Origin of the sequence: Sphaerisporangium sp. NPDC088356 (assembly GCF_040685555.1) — a bacterium.
GTDB lineage: Bacteria > Actinomycetota > Actinomycetes > Streptosporangiales > Streptosporangiaceae > Sphaerisporangium.
This window is the reverse complement of the sequence record NZ_JBFBIK010000034.1, coordinates 1-17,156: the sequence shown is the minus strand read 5'-3', so window position 1 is coordinate 17,156 and position 17,156 is coordinate 1. Positions and strand designations below refer to the sequence as shown.

At 70.5% G+C, this 17,156-nt stretch carries 11 protein-coding genes, 1 tRNA gene and 1 pseudogene; 9 read left to right on the top strand and 4 right to left on the bottom strand.

Annotated features, from left to right (window positions below; all coding sequences use genetic code 11):
- Positions 1–48 precede the first annotated feature (48 nt).
- Genes AB0O34_RS15330 through AB0O34_RS15320 form a run of 3 tightly spaced genes read left to right on the top strand, consistent with a single transcriptional unit; the run spans position 49 to position 5,280 of the window.
- Positions 49–732: a response regulator transcription factor gene (locus AB0O34_RS15330; protein WP_363915986.1), complete on the top strand. Its 684-nt coding sequence runs from the start codon at positions 49–51 to the stop codon at positions 730–732.
- Positions 729–4,025, top strand: coding sequence for a DUF4153 domain-containing protein (locus tag AB0O34_RS15325; protein WP_363915985.1), 3,297 nt, complete (start codon positions 729–731; stop codon positions 4,023–4,025). Before AB0O34_RS15330 ends, AB0O34_RS15325 begins: the two co-directional genes overlap by 4 nt.
- A gap of 37 nt (positions 4,026–4,062) precedes the next feature.
- Entirely contained in the window at positions 4,063–5,280 is a 1,218-nt protein-coding gene (locus tag AB0O34_RS15320; RefSeq protein ID WP_363915984.1) for a hypothetical protein, read from the top strand.
- Positions 5,281–5,299: 19 nt separating this feature from the next.
- Here the strand turns inward: AB0O34_RS15320 and AB0O34_RS15315 are convergent, their stop codons facing one another.
- Entirely contained in the window at positions 5,300–6,295 is a 996-nt protein-coding gene (locus tag AB0O34_RS15315) for a LacI family DNA-binding transcriptional regulator (protein ID WP_363915983.1), read from the bottom strand.
- Positions 6,296–6,323: 28 nt separating this feature from the next.
- Positions 6,324–6,575: a family 1 glycosylhydrolase gene (locus AB0O34_RS15310; protein ID WP_363915982.1), complete on the bottom strand. Its 252-nt coding sequence runs from the start codon at positions 6,573–6,575 to the stop codon at positions 6,324–6,326.
- A 535-nt stretch (positions 6,576–7,110) separates the two neighbouring features.
- Between AB0O34_RS15310 and AB0O34_RS15305 the strand changes: the two genes are divergently transcribed.
- The 3 genes from AB0O34_RS15305 to AB0O34_RS15295 all read left to right on the top strand — a co-directional run bounded on the left by AB0O34_RS15305 (position 7,111) and on the right by AB0O34_RS15295 (position 12,072).
- Entirely contained in the window at positions 7,111–9,939 is a 2,829-nt protein-coding gene (locus AB0O34_RS15305) for a glycosyl hydrolase (RefSeq protein WP_363915981.1), read from the top strand.
- An 85-nt stretch (positions 9,940–10,024) separates the two neighbouring features.
- A complete protein-coding gene (locus AB0O34_RS15300; protein WP_363915980.1) occupies positions 10,025–11,443 on the top strand; it encodes a glycoside hydrolase family 16 protein in 1,419 nt (472 codons plus the stop codon).
- Between the two features lie 59 nt (positions 11,444–11,502).
- The gene (locus AB0O34_RS15295) at positions 11,503–12,072 is read left to right on the top strand and encodes a YbhB/YbcL family Raf kinase inhibitor-like protein (RefSeq protein ID WP_363915979.1); all 570 of its coding nucleotides are present in this window, start codon (positions 11,503–11,505) and stop codon (positions 12,070–12,072) included.
- A 75-nt stretch (positions 12,073–12,147) separates the two neighbouring features.
- On the opposite strand, the gene AB0O34_RS15290 is transcribed toward AB0O34_RS15295, so the two are convergent.
- The gene (locus AB0O34_RS15290; protein ID WP_363915978.1) at positions 12,148–12,783 is read right to left on the bottom strand and encodes a LysE family translocator; all 636 of its coding nucleotides are present in this window, start codon (positions 12,781–12,783) and stop codon (positions 12,148–12,150) included.
- Positions 12,784–12,925: 142 nt separating this feature from the next.
- Here AB0O34_RS15290 and AB0O34_RS15285 point away from each other — a divergent pair.
- Positions 12,926–13,141, top strand: a pseudogene (locus AB0O34_RS15285) (response regulator transcription factor); the annotation flags it as partial.
- 172 nt (positions 13,142–13,313) lie between these two features.
- Here the strand turns inward: AB0O34_RS15285 and AB0O34_RS15280 are convergent.
- Positions 13,314–13,709: a response regulator gene (locus AB0O34_RS15280; RefSeq protein WP_363915977.1), complete on the bottom strand. Its 396-nt coding sequence runs from the start codon at positions 13,707–13,709 to the stop codon at positions 13,314–13,316.
- A 1,072-nt stretch (positions 13,710–14,781) separates the two neighbouring features.
- Between AB0O34_RS15280 and AB0O34_RS15275 the strand changes: the two genes are divergently transcribed.
- Positions 14,782–15,702: a C40 family peptidase gene (locus AB0O34_RS15275; protein ID WP_363915976.1), complete on the top strand. Its 921-nt coding sequence runs from the start codon at positions 14,782–14,784 to the stop codon at positions 15,700–15,702.
- A 313-nt stretch (positions 15,703–16,015) separates the two neighbouring features.
- Positions 16,016–16,090: transfer RNA gene (locus AB0O34_RS15270), tRNA-Arg, on the top strand.
- Positions 16,091–17,156 lie beyond the last annotated feature (1,066 nt).

Here is a 17,156-nt window from a genome sequence, read left to right as displayed (position 1 = left end):
ACATATCAGCCCGGTTTGTCTGCACGAGACCGTTCTAGGCTTCCGAGCGTGACAGACCAGCGGCGCATTCTCGTGGTCGAGGACGACGGCACCATCGCGTTGGCCCTGCAGAGCCGGCTCGTCGCCGAGGGCTTCGACGTCCGCATCGCGGGGGACGGCGAGGCGGCGCTCGCGGCGTACGCGAGGGCGGAGCCGGACCTCGTCGTGCTCGACAGGCTGCTTCCGGGCCTCGACGGAGTGGAGGTGTGCCGCCGCATGCAGGCCGCGCGGCCCGTCCCGGTGCTGATGCTGACCGCGCTCGGCGAGGAGACCGACCTGCTCGTCGGGCTCGGCGTCGGCGCCGACGACTACCTCACCAAGCCGTTCAGCATGCGCGAGCTCGTCGCGAGGATCCACGCGCTGCTGCGCAGGGTCGAGCGGGCGGCCCAGCTCGCGCACGAGGACACCGTCATCCGGGTCGGCGACGTCGAGATCAACACCGCCGAGCGCAGGGTGTTCGTACGCGGGGTCGAGGCCCAGCTGACGCGCACGGAGTTCGACCTGCTGAGGCGCCTCGCGGAACGTCCCGGCCACGTCTTCGAGCGCGAACGGCTGCTCTCCGACATCTGGGGCTTCTCGGAGGCCGCGGCCACCCGCACGGTCGACAGCCATGTACGCGCCCTGCGCCGCAAGCTCGGCGCGGGGATCGTCCGTACGGTCCACGGCGTCGGATACGCACTGGTCAAGCCGTGAGGCCGCTCGACTTCCTCGGCCGGATCAAGGTCAAACTGGGGCTGGTCATCCTGCTGGCGGTGGCCACGGCCTTCGCCCTCAACGAGTACGGCCGCCTGCTCGGCATCGTCCCGGCCGTGCGCATGGGCCTCGCGGCGTTCCTCAGCCTCGGCATGGTCCAGCTGATCGGCCGGGGCATGACCGGGCCGCTGCGCGAGATGGCCGCCGTCGCCCAGATCATCGCCAAGGGCCGGTACGGGATGCGGGTCAGGGCGACATCCCGGGACGAGGTCGGCGAGCTGGCGCGGGCCTTCAACGCGATGGCGGCGGACCTGGAGGAGGTGGACCGGCAGCGCCGCGAGCTGGTCGCCAACGTGAGCCACGAGCTGCGTACGCCCATCACCGGGCTGCAGGCCGTGCTGGAGAACGTCGTGGACGGCGTGTCACCGCCCGACCTCGCCACGCTCAGCACGGCCCTGGCCCAGACCGAGCGCCTCGGCCGCCTGGTGGCCCAGCTGCTCGACCTGTCGAGGCTGGACTCCGGCGCCCGGCCCATCGAGCCGGAGCTGGTGGAGCTCGGACCGCTGTGCGGCCAGGCCGTACGGGAGGCGAGCCTCGCGCGTGACGACGTGTCGCTGTCGAGCGCGGTGTCTCCCCGGCTCGGCGTCCAGGCCGATCCCGCGCTGCTCGGCCAGGTGCTGGCCAACCTGCTGGACAACGGCGTACGGCACAGCCCGCCCGGCGGAATGGTCTGGCTCGAAGCACGGCCGAAGGGGGCGGGCGTACGGCTCAGCGTGACCGACCAGGGGCCGGGCATCCCCGAGCCGGAGCGACCCCGGGTGTTCGAGCGGTTCTCCCGCCTCGACACCGCGCGGGCGGCCGACGCGGGCGGCGCGGGCCTGGGCCTCGCCATCGTCAAGGAGATCGTCGAACTGCACGGCGGCTCGATCAGAGTCGCCGACTCCCCGGTCGGCTGCCGCATGGTCGTCGACCTTCCCGGAAGGACGACTGCCATGAGTGACGCGCCGGACGAGCTGGGAGAACCGCCCCAAGCCGACCAGACCACCGCCGCACCGGCCGCACCCAGGGCGAGCCGCGACGCCGAACACCTCCCCGAGCCCCAGCCGACCCCGGTGAAAGAGCTCCTCCCCGAGGCGAAGGAGAGCCCTGTCAAAGAGCTCTCACCCGAAAGGGAGGTGAGCGGTCGCGAAGAGGGCTCACCTGAACCCCCCCATGCCGCTGAGCGTGAGCCCCTTCAGGTCCGGAGCGAGGCTCTCCACGCCGAAGCCCCTTCTGCCGCTGAGCCGCTCGCAGTGAAGGCCGAGTGGGACCGCTCCGGTATGGACCCGCTCACCTACGGGGGCGAGCGGGTCCGTACCGAAGGCGTGCCGGTCCCCACCGGGGCGGGGCGGGACACGTTGGTGCCGGACGTTCGTGCCGAAGGCGTGCCGGTCCCCACCGGGGCGGGGCCGGACACGTTGGTGTCGGACGTTCGTGCCGCCGCGCCCCCGGCCCCGCAGATGTCTTCAGGCATGGGCGCCGGGATCGCGGGCGGGCTGCTGGGGCTCCTCTGCGGGTTCGTCGTGGGGCTGTGTATGGCGTTCTTCGTGGGGTTCTTCTTCGGCGGGCTCTACGGGGTGGCGACGATGCTGCTCTTCACCGCGGGGGGAGCCGTGCTGGGCGCCCGCCTGGCAACCGTGACCGCGCACTCGCGGCCCGTCCCCCAGCCGATGCCCGGCTCGCAGCCGGGATACGGGCCTGTGCCCGCTTCCCAGCCTGGGGATGGACCGGCCCCCGGCTCCACACCGGGGGCGCAGGTGGTGTCGCGGCCGGGGGCGGAGTACGTGCCGCCGCCGCTGTTCCCGCGTCCGGACCTGCCCGAGACGCCTCGCAGGCTGCTGTTCCTGGCCGCGGCGGTCGGGCTCCTGGCGGCTGTCGCGCTGCCGGACAGCAGGCCGGGGCTCGGGACCGTGCTCGTGGCCGTCGCCGCCGGCGCGGCCGTGCTTCCCGCGGCACGTCACCGGATCACTCCGTGGACGGTGGGGTTCGGCCTCCTGGCGTACGCGCTGGTCGCCGTCGCCCTTTTCCGGGACGCGGACTGGATGGTCGCCCCCATGCTCCTCGCCGGCTTCGGGGTCGCCGCGCTCGCGGTGTCGGGAGGCGGTCGCGGCTGGCTCGGAGTGATCAGGGGAGGGCTGTCGGTCGTCCTCGCGGTGCTGCCGCTCCCGTGGTTCCTCGCGGCGCCGCTCAAGGGGTTCAACCGGCGCCGCGTCGGGCCCGTACTGGCCGCGCTCGGCCTGACCGCGGTGCTGATCGTCGTGTTCGGGCTGCTGTTCGCCTCCGCCGACGCGGTGTTCTCGTCCTTCGTCGCGGACCTGTTCACCGTCCCGGCGTGGGCCTCGTCCCTGCCGTTCCGGATCTTCGTGTTCGTGGTGTTCGCCGCGCTGGTGGGGGCGGCGACGCTCGTCGCGCTGAGGCCCCCGGTCGAGCCGCCCACGCCCAACCTGCGGGGGAGCGTGAGCAGAACCCTGTGGATCACCCCGCTGGTGGCGCTGAACCTACTGTTCGCCGCCTTCGTCGGCGTGCAGATCACCACGCTGTTCGGCGGCAACCGCAAGGTCGTGGAGACGGCGGGCCTGACCTACGCGCAGTACGCGAGGTCGGGCTTCTTCGAGCTGGTCACAGTCAGCGTGTTCGTGCTCGGCCTCGTCGCCGTGGCCGCCGGCGTGCTCGCGCCCAGAGGCAGGGAGCGCTGGCTGCTCGCCGGGCTGCTCGGCCTGCTGTGCGGCCTCACGCTGGTCATCCTCGCCTCGGCACTGCACCGGCTCGGGCTCTACACCGACGCCTACGGCCTGTCGCGGCTGCGGGCGTCGGTGGGGGCGACCATCTGGTGGCTCGGCGCGGTGTTCGCGCTCGTGATCGTCGCCGGGGGCATGCGGCTGGCGGGCGAGAGGATCGGCTGGCTCCCGCGCGCGATGGTGCTGCTGACGGGACTGTCGCTGGTGGTCTTCGCCGTCTGGAACCCCGACCTGCGGGTCGCCGAGACCCAGCTGCACAAGCGCGGCGTGGAACAGCTCGACGTGAACTACCTCAGCGACCTCGGGGCCGACGCCGTGCCGGTGGTGGACGCCCTGCCCGAGCCGGCGCGCAGCTGCCTGCTGTCGAAGATGGCCATCGTGGAAAGCCTGGAAGACTCCGAACCGTGGAGCGGATGGAACCTCGCGCGCCAGAACGCCCGCGATCTGCTCCACGCCCTCCCGCCGGCGGAGCCGACTCTGCTCACCTGTCAAGATATAGGGTCGCCTGGGACATAGGTCATTCACAGCGGGCTCCTTGAAAGGCACGGCTGCGTTGGACGGTTCGGTTTACGTCTATGTCGAGGACGTGCGAGACGAGGGCGTCGGCCGGGTCCTCGACCGGATCGCCGGGTACGGCGTGCGCGAGGTGACGGTCGCCGCCGCCTACCACGGGGCCCGCGACGTCACCCCGCACGGTGCCTCGCGGGTGACCGTCCGCGCCGACGGTGTCCACTTCCCGCCGCCCGCCGACCTGTTCGGCGACCTGCGCCTGGTGCCGCCCGTGCAGGCCGGTGCCGCCGAGGAGCCGCTCGTCGCGCTGCGCGAGGCCGTGGCCGACCGGGGGATGACCCTGCACGGATGGGCGGTGTTCCTGCACAACGTCACGCTCGGACTGCGCAACCCGGACGTGACCGTGCAGGACTGCTTCGGCGGGCGCGGCTTCCCCGCCGCCCTGTGCCCGGCCCACCCCGACGTCCGCCTGTACGCCGTCGCGCTGGCGAGGTCGGTGGCCCGGCAGGGCGTGAGCAGCGTGGTCGCCGAATCCCTGCACTTTGGGGCGTTCGCCCAGGGATACCAGCAGGAGAGGTGCTTCGTCCCGCTCGGCCCGATGGACGAGTTCCTGTTCGGCCTGTGCTTCTGCTCGTGGTGCATGCGGCGCGCGGCCGACCTCGGGGTCAAGGCGGAGGTCGCGCGCGAGGAGTGCGCCCGCATCGTCGGCGGGGTGCTCGACGGCGATCCGCCCGCGCAGGGCGAGGTGACGCGCGCGGCCCTCACGGCCTACGCGGGCCCCGAGGTCGTCGCGTACGCGCGAGCCCGTTCTGAGACGGTGACCTCGCTGGTCAGCGAGGTGTCGTCGGCGGTGGCGGCGGAGGGCTCCAGGCTGACCTTCCTCGACGGCACCGGCCACGGGAAGGGGTACGCCGACGGCCTGCCCCCGGCCGGTCTCGCCGCGCACGACGCCTGGCAGCTCGGCGTGGACCTGGTCGCGCTCGGCGACCTCGTGCCGTCCTTCGGGGTGCTCGCCTACGCCAGGGACGCCGCCCGGGTGGCCGACGACGTGGGCGCCTACCGCCGTTCGGTCGGCAACGACAGGGAGCTGCGCGTGGTGCTCCGGCCCGGCCGTCCCGACACCGACTCAGAGGACCGGCTGGCCGCCAAGGTGCGCGCGGTCAGGGCGGCGGGCGGCGACGCGGTCGACTTCCACGCGTACGGACTCGTGCCGTACAGCGTCCTGAACCGCATCCCGGGGGCCCTCGGCCACAAGGCCTGACCCCCGGGGAGCGGTGCGCTCAGGCGGACTCGCGGATGACCAGCTCGCTGGGCAGGATGATGTGATCGGTCGTCCGATCCTTCGCCGGGGTCAGCAGCAGCCGCACCATCGCGGTCGCCTGCTCGGTGATCGGCTGGCGGACCGTGGTGAGCGGCGGATCGGTGTACGCGGCGGCCTCGATGTCGTCGAAGCCCACCAGGGCCACGTCGTCGGGCACCCGGCGCCCCGCCCGGCGCAGGGCACGCAGCGCGCCGATCGCCATCTCGTCGTTCGCCGCGAACACGGCGTCGAGCGCGGGGTCGTCCTCCAGGAGCTGCCGCATCGCGTCGGCGCCCGAGGCGCGGGTGAAGTCGCCGACGGCGACGATCGACCGGCGGTCGGAGTTGCGCAGGGCGTCGCGGTAGCCGGTCAGGCGGTCCTGACCGCCGATCATGTCCTGGGGGCCGGCGATGGTCGCGATGCGTCGCCTGCCGGTGGAGAGCAGGTGCCGCACGGCCGCGCCCGCGCCGCCCACATTGTCGTTGTCGACGTACGGCAGCGCCACGGCCACCGCGGGCCTGCCGTACGACACGACCGGCACCCCCATGCGGTTGAGGGCGGCGGGGAGCGGGTCGGCGCCGTGCATGGACAGGAGCAGGACCCCGTCGACGTGCCCGCTCGAAATGTAACGCTCCACCCGCTCGTGACCGCGCGGCGAGCTCGCCAGCATGAGCACGATCTGCTTGTCGGAGGATTCGAGCTCGCTGCTGACCGTGCGGACCACCATGGAGAACAGCCGGTCGTCGGAGAACACCCTGGTCGCCGGCTCGGAGATCACCAGTGCGATGGAGTCGGTGCGCTGGGTGACCAGGCTACGGGCGGCCGAGTTGGGGACGTATCCCAGCTCGCTCACGGCCCGCAGCACCGTGTCCCTGATCTCCGGGGTCACCGTCGACTGGCCGTTGACGACCCGCGAGACGGTCGCCCGGGAAACGCCCGCTCGCGCGGCGACCGCTTCCAGGGTGGGTCGTTTCATTCGCAGCGCCCTGTCTTCCTCGGGTCGATCATGGGGCGAGGCCGTTCCGCCGGATGACATCCCGGTAGCCCAGCCCGCTGTCCTTGGGGAGCCGGCGCCGAGTCTCGCAGTCGGCGTACACGATCCCGAGCCTCCGGCGGTACCCATCGTGCCACTCGGAGTCGCCCGGTCGCGACCTTACGCGACACCCCCGGATATCCGCATCACCCTGGGGCGCGGCGGGGTCGCCGGGTGACGCCGGCTCCGGGGGGCCCGCGTCGGTGGTCGTCGCCCTCCGCATGTGCTCCTCCGATGATCTGCCTGCCGGGGCAGGACGAAGCCGGGCGCCGGCGGAAAGGCGCCACCGCCGCCGCTCGGGCGAGCGGTCCAGAACGCCCGGGGAACCCTCTTCCCGTGATCTGAAAGAGAGCGCTCTCGGTTCGGGGCGGAGTCGGAGCCTATCCGTGCCGGGAGGTGTCCCCATGATAAAGGTTCTTTCCCATTACCCCGGACACCCACGGCGATCGGGTCCAATATCCGGTTTAGTCCCTGGTGGGGAGGTCGGCGGCGCGGCAAGCCCTCACAACGGGCCCCGATAAATGGTGGAGAGCGCTCTCATGATCTTCGAGAAACATTCTCTGGCTGTTGACACGGCTTGTCAGCACATCTAGCGTCAGCGGCGCCGAGAGCGTTACACGCAAGTTACGTCGACGCGAACACCTGGATCCCAGCGCTGTGCGGGCCTCGAACGGCCGTCGGGCCCGCGGTAGGAGTTGTCGCCGGCCATCGCCTCGTCGAGGCGGGCCGGTCCCCCCCCACGTCGAAAGTCACGCCGCATGACCTCCGTTCTCCCCTGGACCCCCTCCTCGAGACGACGGTCCGCCGGGTTGGTCGCCGCCACCCTGCTGGCAGGCCTGCTCGCCGCCGTCCCCGCCACCCCCGCAAGCGCCGCCACCGTCACCGTGGGGGCCGGCAGCTACACGACCGACCTTCCCGCCGGAGCCGTCGGCCCGTCCAACAACACCGGCGCGCCGGTGACCCCCAAGATCACCTCTGCCGTCACGGCGAAGGTCCCGACGAACGACTGGTGGTCCTCGCTGGCCTTCCAGCGGTATGCGGGCAACCCCTACTCCGAGAACATGTACGCCCACCCGCTGACCTTCCACGCCGTGGCGGGAGGCCTGGAGGTCAGCTACCCGACCGCGCCCACGATCTCCGCGTCGCAGTACGACTACACCCACGCCCGCGACCTCACCCTGGGCGTGACCGGCCTCAACGCGCCCCGCACCGAGGTGGACGGCTGGTCCGACTGGACCGTCACCCCCTACTGGTCCGACGGCACCCGCACCCTGCGCGCCACCATCGGGCACGGGCTGCCGTTCGTCTACGCCACCCCGGCCGGCGGGAACGGGCAGGTCAACTTCGTCGCGACGCCCACCATCTGGGCCGACCGGGGCAACGTGCTCGGGGCCACGGTCAACGGGCACGACTACGCCCTGTTCGCGCCGACGGGCACCGATTGGACGATCGCCGGCACGGCGGCGACCGTCGCCCTCGGCGGCAAGAACTACTACTCCGTCGCGGCGCTGCCCGCCCGGGGCGCGCTCGACCTGTTCGCCAAGTACGCCTACTCGTTCGTCACGGGCACCAAGGTGAGCTGGTCGTACGACGAGGCCGCGGCCCGGCTCACGACCACCTACACCGCGACGACCACGGCGAAGGAAGGCACCGAGACGGGGACGCTGCAGGCGCTCTACCGTCACCAGTGGCTCGCGACCACCGACCCGCTGACCGCCTACACCTACGTGTCGCCGCGCGGCACGATGAAGCTGCGCGAGGGCGCGTCGTTCAGCACGAGGCAGACCTTCCACGGCGTCCTCCCCGCGCTGCCCGACCTCGGCGCCTACGACCGGGCGCGGCTCGGCGACTTCGTCAAGCAGGGGGCGGAGGGCGACCCGCTCGCGGGCACCGGCGACACCTACGGGACGGGCAAGACTCTCGGACGGCTCGCGCAGCTCGTGCCCATCGCCGACCAGCTCGGTGACACCGCCTCCCGCGACAAGCTGCTCGGGATGCTCAAGACCGAGCTGCAGGGCTGGTTCACCGCGGGTGGTGAGCAGTTCCGCTACGACGGCACGTGGGGCGTCCTCACCGGCTACCCCGCCTCGTACGGCAGCGACTCCGAGGTCAACGACCACCACTTCCACTACGGCTACTACCTCATGGCCGCCGCCACCGTGGCGCGGTACGACCGGGCGTGGGCGGCCGACGGCCAGTGGGGCGGCATGGCGAAGCTGCTGGCGAAGGACGCGAACAACTGGGACCGCACGGACACGCGCTTCCCGTTCCTGCGCAACTTCGACCCCTACGCGGGCAACGGCTGGGCGTCCGGCCACGCGGGCTTCGCGGCGGGGAACAACGAGGAGTCGTCCTCCGAGGGGATGAACTTCGCGGCCGGAGCCCTGCTGCTGGGCGCGGCCACCGGCGACAACTCCCTTCGCGACCTCGGCATCTACCTCTACACCACGCAGGCGGCCACCATCGGGCAGTACTGGTTCGACGTGGACAACGCCGTGTACCCGGCGGGGTTCGGCCATGACACCGCAGGCATGATCTGGGGCGACGGCGCCGCCTACGGCACCTGGTGGACCGGCAACCCCGAGGAGATCCACGGGATCAACTACCTGCCCATCACGGGTGGTTCGCTCTACCACGGGCTCTACCCGAACAAGGTGAAGGCCGGCCTGGCGGAGATGGAGGCCAACAACGGCGGTCCCGCCGTGGAGTGGCGCGACATCATCTGGGAGTACCGCGCGCTCGGCGACCCGGCCGCCGCCAAGGCCAACTGGGACGCGGGCTGGAACGCCTACACCCCGGAGGCGGGGGAGACCAAGGCCCACGAGTACCACTGGATCTACAACCTCGCCAGGATGGGCACGGTCGACGCGGCGGTGACCGCCGACACCCCGACGGCCGCGGTCTTCAGCCTCAACGGCACGCGGACCTACGTGGCGCACAACTACGGGACCGCCGCCCGTACCGTCACCTTCTCCGACGGCAAGAAGCTCACGGTGCCCGCCGCGTCGACCGCCACCAGCGCGGGCGGCTCCACGCCCACGCCCACCCCCACCCCGACCCCCACTCCCACGGTGACCCCCACCCCGACGCCGACTCCCACGGTGACGCCGACGCCGGGTTCCCCGACCCGCTACCTGCTGACCGGCGGCGCGTTGTCCGCCACCAGCGGCGCGGCCGGAACGGACACGATCTCCTCGGCCGGGGGCACCAACCACGACGGCACCCCCTACAACCCGCTCGTCTACACCTCGACGGGCCTGACCATGTCCTACACCGGCGCCGCCACCGCGTTCGACCTGTTCCTGGACGCGGGAACCTCGGTGGGCAACGGCGTCCAGGCCCGCGTCTCGTACGACCTGACGGGCGACGGCACCTACGACCGGGTGGAGACCTACAAGTACTTCGCCACCGATCCGGTCGCCGGCTGGGAGCACTCCACCCAGGCGGCGGGCCTCGCGTCCTCGTCGGGCACGCTCGGCAACCTCACGAACGGCCGCGTGAAGGTCGAGATCTGGAGCGCGATCGGGTCCAACCCGACCTCGCTCGGGGTCGGCAACCGCTCCGTGGTCACCATCCCGTTCAGCTGACAGTGGCGGCGCCGGCCCGGTCCCTGGGCCGGCGCCCGTCCTCGCGGAAAGTGTGTGATCTGCCCCCACAGAGATGAGGTTCATCATGTCCACCGGTCCAGTGCCGAGAGGCCGTCCCCGGCTTCGCCTCCTGCTGGCCGCCATCGGCGCGGCCCTCCTCCCCGCGATCGCGCTGACCGCCACCGGCGGCACCGCCGGCGCGGCCGTACCCTCCACTCCAGGCGGCTGGAGCCTGGTGTGGAGCGACGACTTCAACGGCTCCGCCGGCTCGCTCCCGTCGTCTGCCGACTGGATCATCGACACCGGCCACGCCTACCCCGGCGGCCCGGGCAACTGGGGGACCGGTGAGATCCAGAACTACACCGCAAGCCCCTCCAACCTCAGCCTCGACGGCGCGGGCAACCTGCGCATCACCCCGATCAAGAGCGGCTCGGGCGAGTGGACCTCCGCGCGCATCGAGACCCGCCGGGCCGACTTCAAGCCCGCCGCCGGGCGCGTACTGCGCATCGAGGGCCGCATCCAGATGCCCAACGTCACAGGGAACGAGGCGCTCGGCTACTGGCCGGCCTTCTGGGCGCTGGGCTCGCCGTACCGGGGCAACTACTGGAACTGGCCCGGCACCGGCGAGTTCGACATCATGGAGAACGTCAACGGGCTCAACGCGGTGTGGGGCGTGCTGCACTGCGGCGTGAACCCCGGCGGGCCGTGCAACGAGACCACCGGCATCGGCGCCAACCGGCCCTGTCCGGGCGCCAGCTGCCAGTCGGCCATGCACACCTACCGCTTCGAGTGGGACCGCGCCGTCAGCCCCAACCAGCTGCGCTGGTACGTGGACGGGCAGCAGTTCCACAGCGTCGCCGAGAACCAGATGGACGCCGGCACGTGGAACAACATGACGAGCCACGCGGGCTACTTCCTGCTGCTCAACGTGGCCATGGGCGGCGCCTTCCCCAACGCGCTCGGCGGTTCCACGCCGACGGCGGCCACCGTGTCGGGACGTCCCATGCTGGTCGACTACGTCGCCGTCTGGCAGAGCGGGTCCGGCCCGACCACCTCGCCGACGCCGACGCCGACGCCTCCGCCCGGCGGCGGGTTCGACGCGCGGTCGACCATCCAGGCCGAGAGCTACCAGGCCCAGTCGGGCACCGGGCTGGAGACCACGACCGACAGCGGAGGCGGCCAGAACGTCTCGCAGATCGGCAACGGCGACTGGCTCCGCTTCGACGGGGTGAGGTTCGGCACGTCCGCCGCCACGCAGTTCGTGGCGCGGGTCGCGTCCGGAGCCGCGGGCGGGGTCAGCGGCCTGATCCAGGTGCGGCTGGACAGCCCGACCGCCGCGCCGATCGGTGACTTCGCCGTCGGCAACACGGGCGGCTGGCAGAGCTGGCGCACCGTGCCGGCCAACATCGCGGGGGTCACCGGCACCCATACCGTCTACATCACCTTCTCCAGCGGGCAGCCCGCCGACTACGTCAACCTCAACTGGTTCACCTTCGGCAACTGATTGGCCTGTGGCCCGCGTCCTCGACGGGGCGCGGGCCTCGCTGGCGTTAACCTGGGCGGATGAAGATCGTTAAGCTCGGTGTGGTCTGCGGCGGCCTCCTGCCGGCCCTCCTCGCGGGATGCTCGTCCGAAGGCGCCTCATCCGCCGGCGAGGGTGCCTCGCCCTCGGCCGGAGGCAGCTCGCCCTCGGTGGGCATCAAGATGAGCAGCCCGGCCTTCGCCGATGGGGCCGCGATCCCGAAGAAGTACGCCTGCGCGGGCCAGGGAGGTCAAAACATCTCGCCTCCCCTGGCCTGGAGCGGCGTCCCCGGGTCGGCGCGCGAGATGGCGATCGTGGTCGAGGACACCGACGCGCCCGGCGGGTCGTACATCCACTGGATCGTGACCGGCATCCCGGTCTCCGAGAGCGGCGTCGGCGAGGGCGGCGCCCCGGGCAAGGTGGCGCCGGGCAGCGACGGCAGGCCCGCGTACGCGGGTCCGTGCCCACCCGGCGGCGTGCACCACTACCACTTCATCGTGTACGCCCTGCCTGGCCCCATCAAGCCCGCAGGCGATGCCCGAGCCGTGCACAAGCAGATCAAGGACGCGGCCGTCACCTCCGGCGAAACGGTCGGCACCTGGGGAAACTGACCCCTTCCGGCTCAGCTCGCGGACGCCCGCCTGGTACGGCCGGCGACCGATCAGCGGGTGCGACCGCAGTGTTGATCAGCGGGTGCGGCCGCCGGCCAGCGCGGTGGCGACGCCCAGCCCGAGGTAGACGCAGCCGCTGAAGTACCTCAGCGGCTTCTGCCTTCCACGCAGCAACCGGCTGAGGGTGCCCGCGCCGACGGCGTAGACCATGTCGCTGGCCAGGCCGAGCAGCAGCAGGGTCATGCCCAGCACCACGATCTGCAGCGCGGGAGACCCGGCCGCCGGGTCCACGAACTGGGGGAGGAAGGCGAGGAAGAAGAGGATCACCTTCGGGTTGAGCACGTTGACGACCACGCCTTCGAGGAAGATCCGGTGGAGGGGCTGGCCGGTGGCGGTCCTGGCCGTCGCCTCTCGCCCGCTGGTCAGCGTCCGGATCCCCAGATAGACGAGGTAGGCGGCGCCCGCCCACTTCACGACGGCGAACGCCGCCGCCGACCTGGCGATCAGGTACGACAGCCCGGCCGCGGCGGCGGCGATGTGGACCAGCGTCCCCGTCTCCACCCCGACGGCGGACGCGACCGCGGCCGCCCTGCCCTGGGAGATACCCCTGGCGGTGATGTAGAGGTTGTTGGGGCCGGGAACGACGACCAGCGCGATCGAGGCCAGGGAGAAGATCAGCAAGGTCGAGGGGGAGATCATGGCCTCGACCATAGGACCCTTTCCATCCGAAACAGAGGGCCATTCACGGCCCCTTTCAACGTCCACTCTGGTGGTGATCGCCCGTTCGGGCTGGCTGGGGGATCTGTCGGGCGGGGCCGGCTCCGCCTCCTCGGGTGTCTCTTCCGCATCCTCCTCGGCATCGGGCGCTGCCCTCACCACACTGACCAGCCGCGAGCAGGAAGTGCTCGCTCTGGTCGCCACCGGCATGTCCAACCGCGAGATCGCGGAGCGGCTCTTCATCGCCCAGAAGACCGTCAGCGTCCACGTCTCCAACATCCTCGGCAAGCTGGGCGTCTCCTCCCGCACCCAAGCCGCCGCCTACGCCCACCAAGAAGGCCTTCCCTCTTAACCCCCGGTGGCCCGTGTGCCTTAACCCGGCGGCCCGTGTGCCGCATGCTCGCGAACCGAGCTAGCCGAGTTCTATGCCGACGGAGCTGTGAGCGTACGGGCCGCGAGGAAGAGCTCCAAGTCGAGGGAGCCGCTGCGAACGGGGTGTGAGGGAGACAGCTCCGGTTCGCCGGTCAGGCGGTGGGGGTACGGGCGGCTAGGGCGAGGTCCCGTACCGCCTGGATCAGCTCGGCCGGGTCGAACGGCTTGGTCAGGTAGGCGTCGACGCCTATCCCGAGGCCCCTTTTCTTGTCGTCCTCCTGGGCCCGGGCCGTGACCATCATGATCTTGATGTGCTTGGTGCTCTCGTCTGCGCGAAGCTTCGTCGCCGTCATCCAACCGTCCAGGCGTGGCATCATCACGTCCAGCGTGATCACGTCAGGTTGAACGGAATTCACCCGCTCCAGGCAGTCTTGCCCGTCGGTCGCCGTCTCGACCTGGAAGCCCTCCAGGCTGAGATTCACGGCGATGAGCTGCCGGATTACCTCGTCGTCGTCCACGACCAGCACGCGTCCCAGAACCTCGTCCACGGCCGCGAGGCTAACCCCTACAGCGAAGTCTGGCGAGCCTTTTCCCGAAGTTCCCCAAGCTCCCGTCGATACGGGTCCCCTTCCCCGACCGCCACCCTCTCTCCTGAGGCGAGGCCGCCGGTCGATACGGGTCCCCTTCCCCGTCCGCCACCCTCTCTCCTGAGGCGAGGCCGCCGGACCAACGTCTTGATACGACCCTCGCTCCTGACCGTGAACCCTGGCGCGTTCAACGCGGTCCATGTCGGCCTCGACCGCCTTCCGAGGTACGGCCCACCACCGGCTTATCCACAAACTGCACACCTCGGCTGTTCGGACGCTCCTCTCACCGCAGATCAGAGGTTGCACATGAAAGGGCACTACTTATCCACAGGCTCGGGTTATGCACAGAACCCAATTCGGTCCGACGGGCTTGAGCCCGGCCAACTGATCCTGGGGCCTCGATTCTTCATCGAGCCCAAGGAGGGCATCCGTGATCACGATGCTCGTCACCACCGTCCTCGTCACGGGGGCGGCCCTTTCCAGCGGAGCCGGCGAGGGGATTTCGCGCCTGCCCGCCAGCCGATGCGCGCAGGTCCGCTGGCTTCCCGGCCTCGCACCCCATGTGGGGCCGCGAAGTCTCCACCCGGTCCGCCGGCTTCACACTCCCTCATCAGAGCGGTTCCCCACTCCTTCCTCACAGTGGTTCCACGCCGCTCCGACGGGCTGGTTCGGCACTTTCCTGCCGCGCCGGCTCGATCCGGCTCTGATGAGGAGGTGGCTCGACGCGGTCCCCGCGAAGCTGCCCGACAAGCTGCCCGCCCACTGGCAAGAGACCGTCCCGGCACAGTGGTCGGAGACCGCCTCATCCTGGCTCCGAAGCCTCGCCGGCAGCCCGGTAGCCACCATCTGCGAAGACGAAACCGCCACTCCCCATCTCCACGCGAACCCCTCCGTCCTCTCGGCTGAGCAGGGCGATCTCCGTCCCTCCGGCCAAGCTTCTGAACCACCACTCTTCGCACCAAAAGGATCTTTTGGGCCCACTCCCTGGGCACCTGGACACCAGATAGATCCACACGGCTCACCGGGCGCACGCATGTGGACTTGGCCCGCTCATGGCCTCAGCTCCAGCGAGATCGACGGACGCGCGGGCGACGACGGGGCCCTCACCCGCATCCACCAACCCGCAGCTGCCGAGGAGCACCAGCAGCGTCCCTCCACCTCCAGCGAAGTACGTTCCCCGGTCATGACCCGCAGGGATCAGCAAGAAGACCCGACTCAGGGCCATACCGACGAGCACCCCAGCAAGCCCGGCGAGAAGAAGCACCCCGTCCACGACAATGCCAACGAGCACATCAGGCGAAACGACCACCGCAACCAGACAGTGGTCCCGCCCGTAGAACGAACCGCGCGCGACCAAGGTGCGGGTGACCGAGCTGTCCATGACCGAGTCGCGCTCCCCGTCGGCGCCGCCGACAGGGCTTCCGGGCAGGTGGTCGCCAACAGGTCCAAGCCGTTAGGCGGTCCGGCTACTCGCTCCACCGCCCGGTCGCGCGCCCGGTCGCGCCAGGCGGTGTCCGGGACGACGGCCGCGAATGCCGCCTCCACCTCTCGGTCGCGCCAGGCGGTGTCCGGGATGATCGCCGCAGCCGCCGCGCTTCGCCAGCTCGGTACGCCGTACGTCTGGGGCGGAGGGTCGGGGGCGGGGGCGACACGTGGTGGCTTCGACTGTTCCGGGCTGGCGCTCTATGCCTGGGCTCGGGCAGGTGTCTCGCTTCCTCACTACACCGGCAGCCAGTTCACCAAAGGCACCAAGATTCCCTTCTCGCGGCTCAGGCCAGGAGATCTCGTCTTCTTCGGCGGCGGCAGCGGCGATCCCACCCACGTGGGCATCTACCTCAAGGACGGCGTGATGGTGCACGCCCCCAAGTCCGGTGACGTGGTGCGCAAGGTCGACTTCGCCCACTCCGCCTACTACCGCTCGCGCTACCGAGGCGCGATCCGACCAGGCAAATGAACCCCACCCACAGACCAGGCATGGTGCCGCTGTACGAGGCACGGTGCGACCCGCGAGGTGTGCTGCAACCCGGCGTCATGTGACCCGGGAGACGTCGGGTGAACCGTGAGGCGCTTTGTGACCCGGAGGCATGGTGCGTCATTGAGCCGCTAGGCATGGTGAGGGCATGGTGCGCCGTTGAGCCGCTGGGCATGGTGCGCCATGCCTAGCGGGGTATCACGTGTCCCGGAACCCCGTCACCGGGTACTTGATCGCTAGCGGGCTTCCGAGTAACCGAAGACCCTCGGATGCTGGTAGCCTTACCACTCGTTGAGCCCCCTTAGCTCAGGGGATAGAGCACCGGCCTCCGGAGCCGGGTGCGTAGGTTCGAATCCTACAGGGGGCACCAGATCAAGACCGGCTCGCATGTTTCGTGAGCTGGTCTTTTTCATTTCGTAGGGCTGTCGCGATCTTGCCGCGTCGCGACGGAGTTCGACACCGGTGACGCGTTCTGCGGGCTGGAAACGGGCAGCGATCATGACGCAGGTCCATAGCTCGGCAGGCGGTGAGCACGACGGGCAGCTTGACCGCACAGCGTCCGACACCGTGAAAGAAGATTCGGGGTACCGCTCGGGAGCAGTGAAGTGCCCGTCCAACGAGGTTCTCGGAAACGGTCCCGTTACAGCTTCCTCAGTTCTCAACCCCGGAGTTCTGCGGCGCCCGAGCGCCGGCGCTCGGGTCTACAGCGTCCGGTGGAACATCACCTTGTGAACCCTCCTGTCTTTGGCGCCATCGACGGCGAGCTGCTCCTAGGGATCGACGGGCTGGGCCCTGTACTTGGCGACCACTCCTAGCACCTCCTGCGGCGAACCCGTCATCTGCGGTCTGCGGCCGTGGGCCCGATGGGGCCCAGCGGCCAGCAGTGAGTGGGGGAGCCGGGCGCGGCTTATCTGGTGTTGCCGGGGGTCGCCGGACCTCATTGGTGAAGGCGTTGGGGTGTAATTTTCATCGAGATGTTTCGGCCCATTGTGGCGAGACCGCCGCAGCATTTCTACAGGCCGGGGCAGATGTCGCATTACATATGGAGACGTGTACGCGAGGCGGAACTCTCGAAACTTTCAAGACGGTCTTGACACATTTCGGAGAGGTTTCCACACTGAGTCCCCGAGGCGGTCTTTCCCTGCCAGATCGGTGGTGTGGCGGCAGGGACCTCCGTCTGCGACGTGCTCGTGGTGTGCGTTCCTGGTTATGGGGCCGGGCGTCGATCCGCAGGCGTCGCCCCGGTTTTCCGCTATTCCGTGACTCAGTTGTGGAGGCTCAGGCATGAGCACAAGCGCCACCCCCCCGGATCGACCCCGGCGACTACGCAGTGGCCCCCGCCGGATGCTGCTCGCTGGTGCCCTCGGCGTACTCGGCACGATCACGGCGCTGTCGGTGACGGTTCCCGCCGGTGCCGCGGCGAGCACGCTCGGCGC

Excerpts from the sequence above, each read along its gene's own strand:
- AB0O34_RS15315 (WP_363915983.1), bottom strand. The coding sequence starts at position 6,295 with ATGAAACGACCCACCCTGGAAGCGGTCGCCGCGCGAGCGGGCGTTTCC.
- AB0O34_RS15310 (WP_363915982.1), bottom strand. The coding sequence starts at position 6,575 with ATGCGGAGGGCGACGACCACCGACGCGGGCCCCCCGGAGCCGGCGTCA.
- AB0O34_RS15305 (WP_363915981.1), top strand. The coding sequence starts at position 7,111 with ATGACCTCCGTTCTCCCCTGGACCCCCTCCTCGAGACGACGGTCCGCC.
- AB0O34_RS15300 (WP_363915980.1), top strand. The coding sequence starts at position 10,025 with ATGTCCACCGGTCCAGTGCCGAGAGGCCGTCCCCGGCTTCGCCTCCTG.
- AB0O34_RS15295 (WP_363915979.1), top strand. The coding sequence starts at position 11,503 with ATGAAGATCGTTAAGCTCGGTGTGGTCTGCGGCGGCCTCCTGCCGGCC.
- AB0O34_RS15290 (WP_363915978.1), bottom strand. The coding sequence starts at position 12,783 with ATGGTCGAGGCCATGATCTCCCCCTCGACCTTGCTGATCTTCTCCCTG.
- AB0O34_RS15275 (WP_363915976.1), top strand. The coding sequence starts at position 14,782 with ATGTGGACTTGGCCCGCTCATGGCCTCAGCTCCAGCGAGATCGACGGA.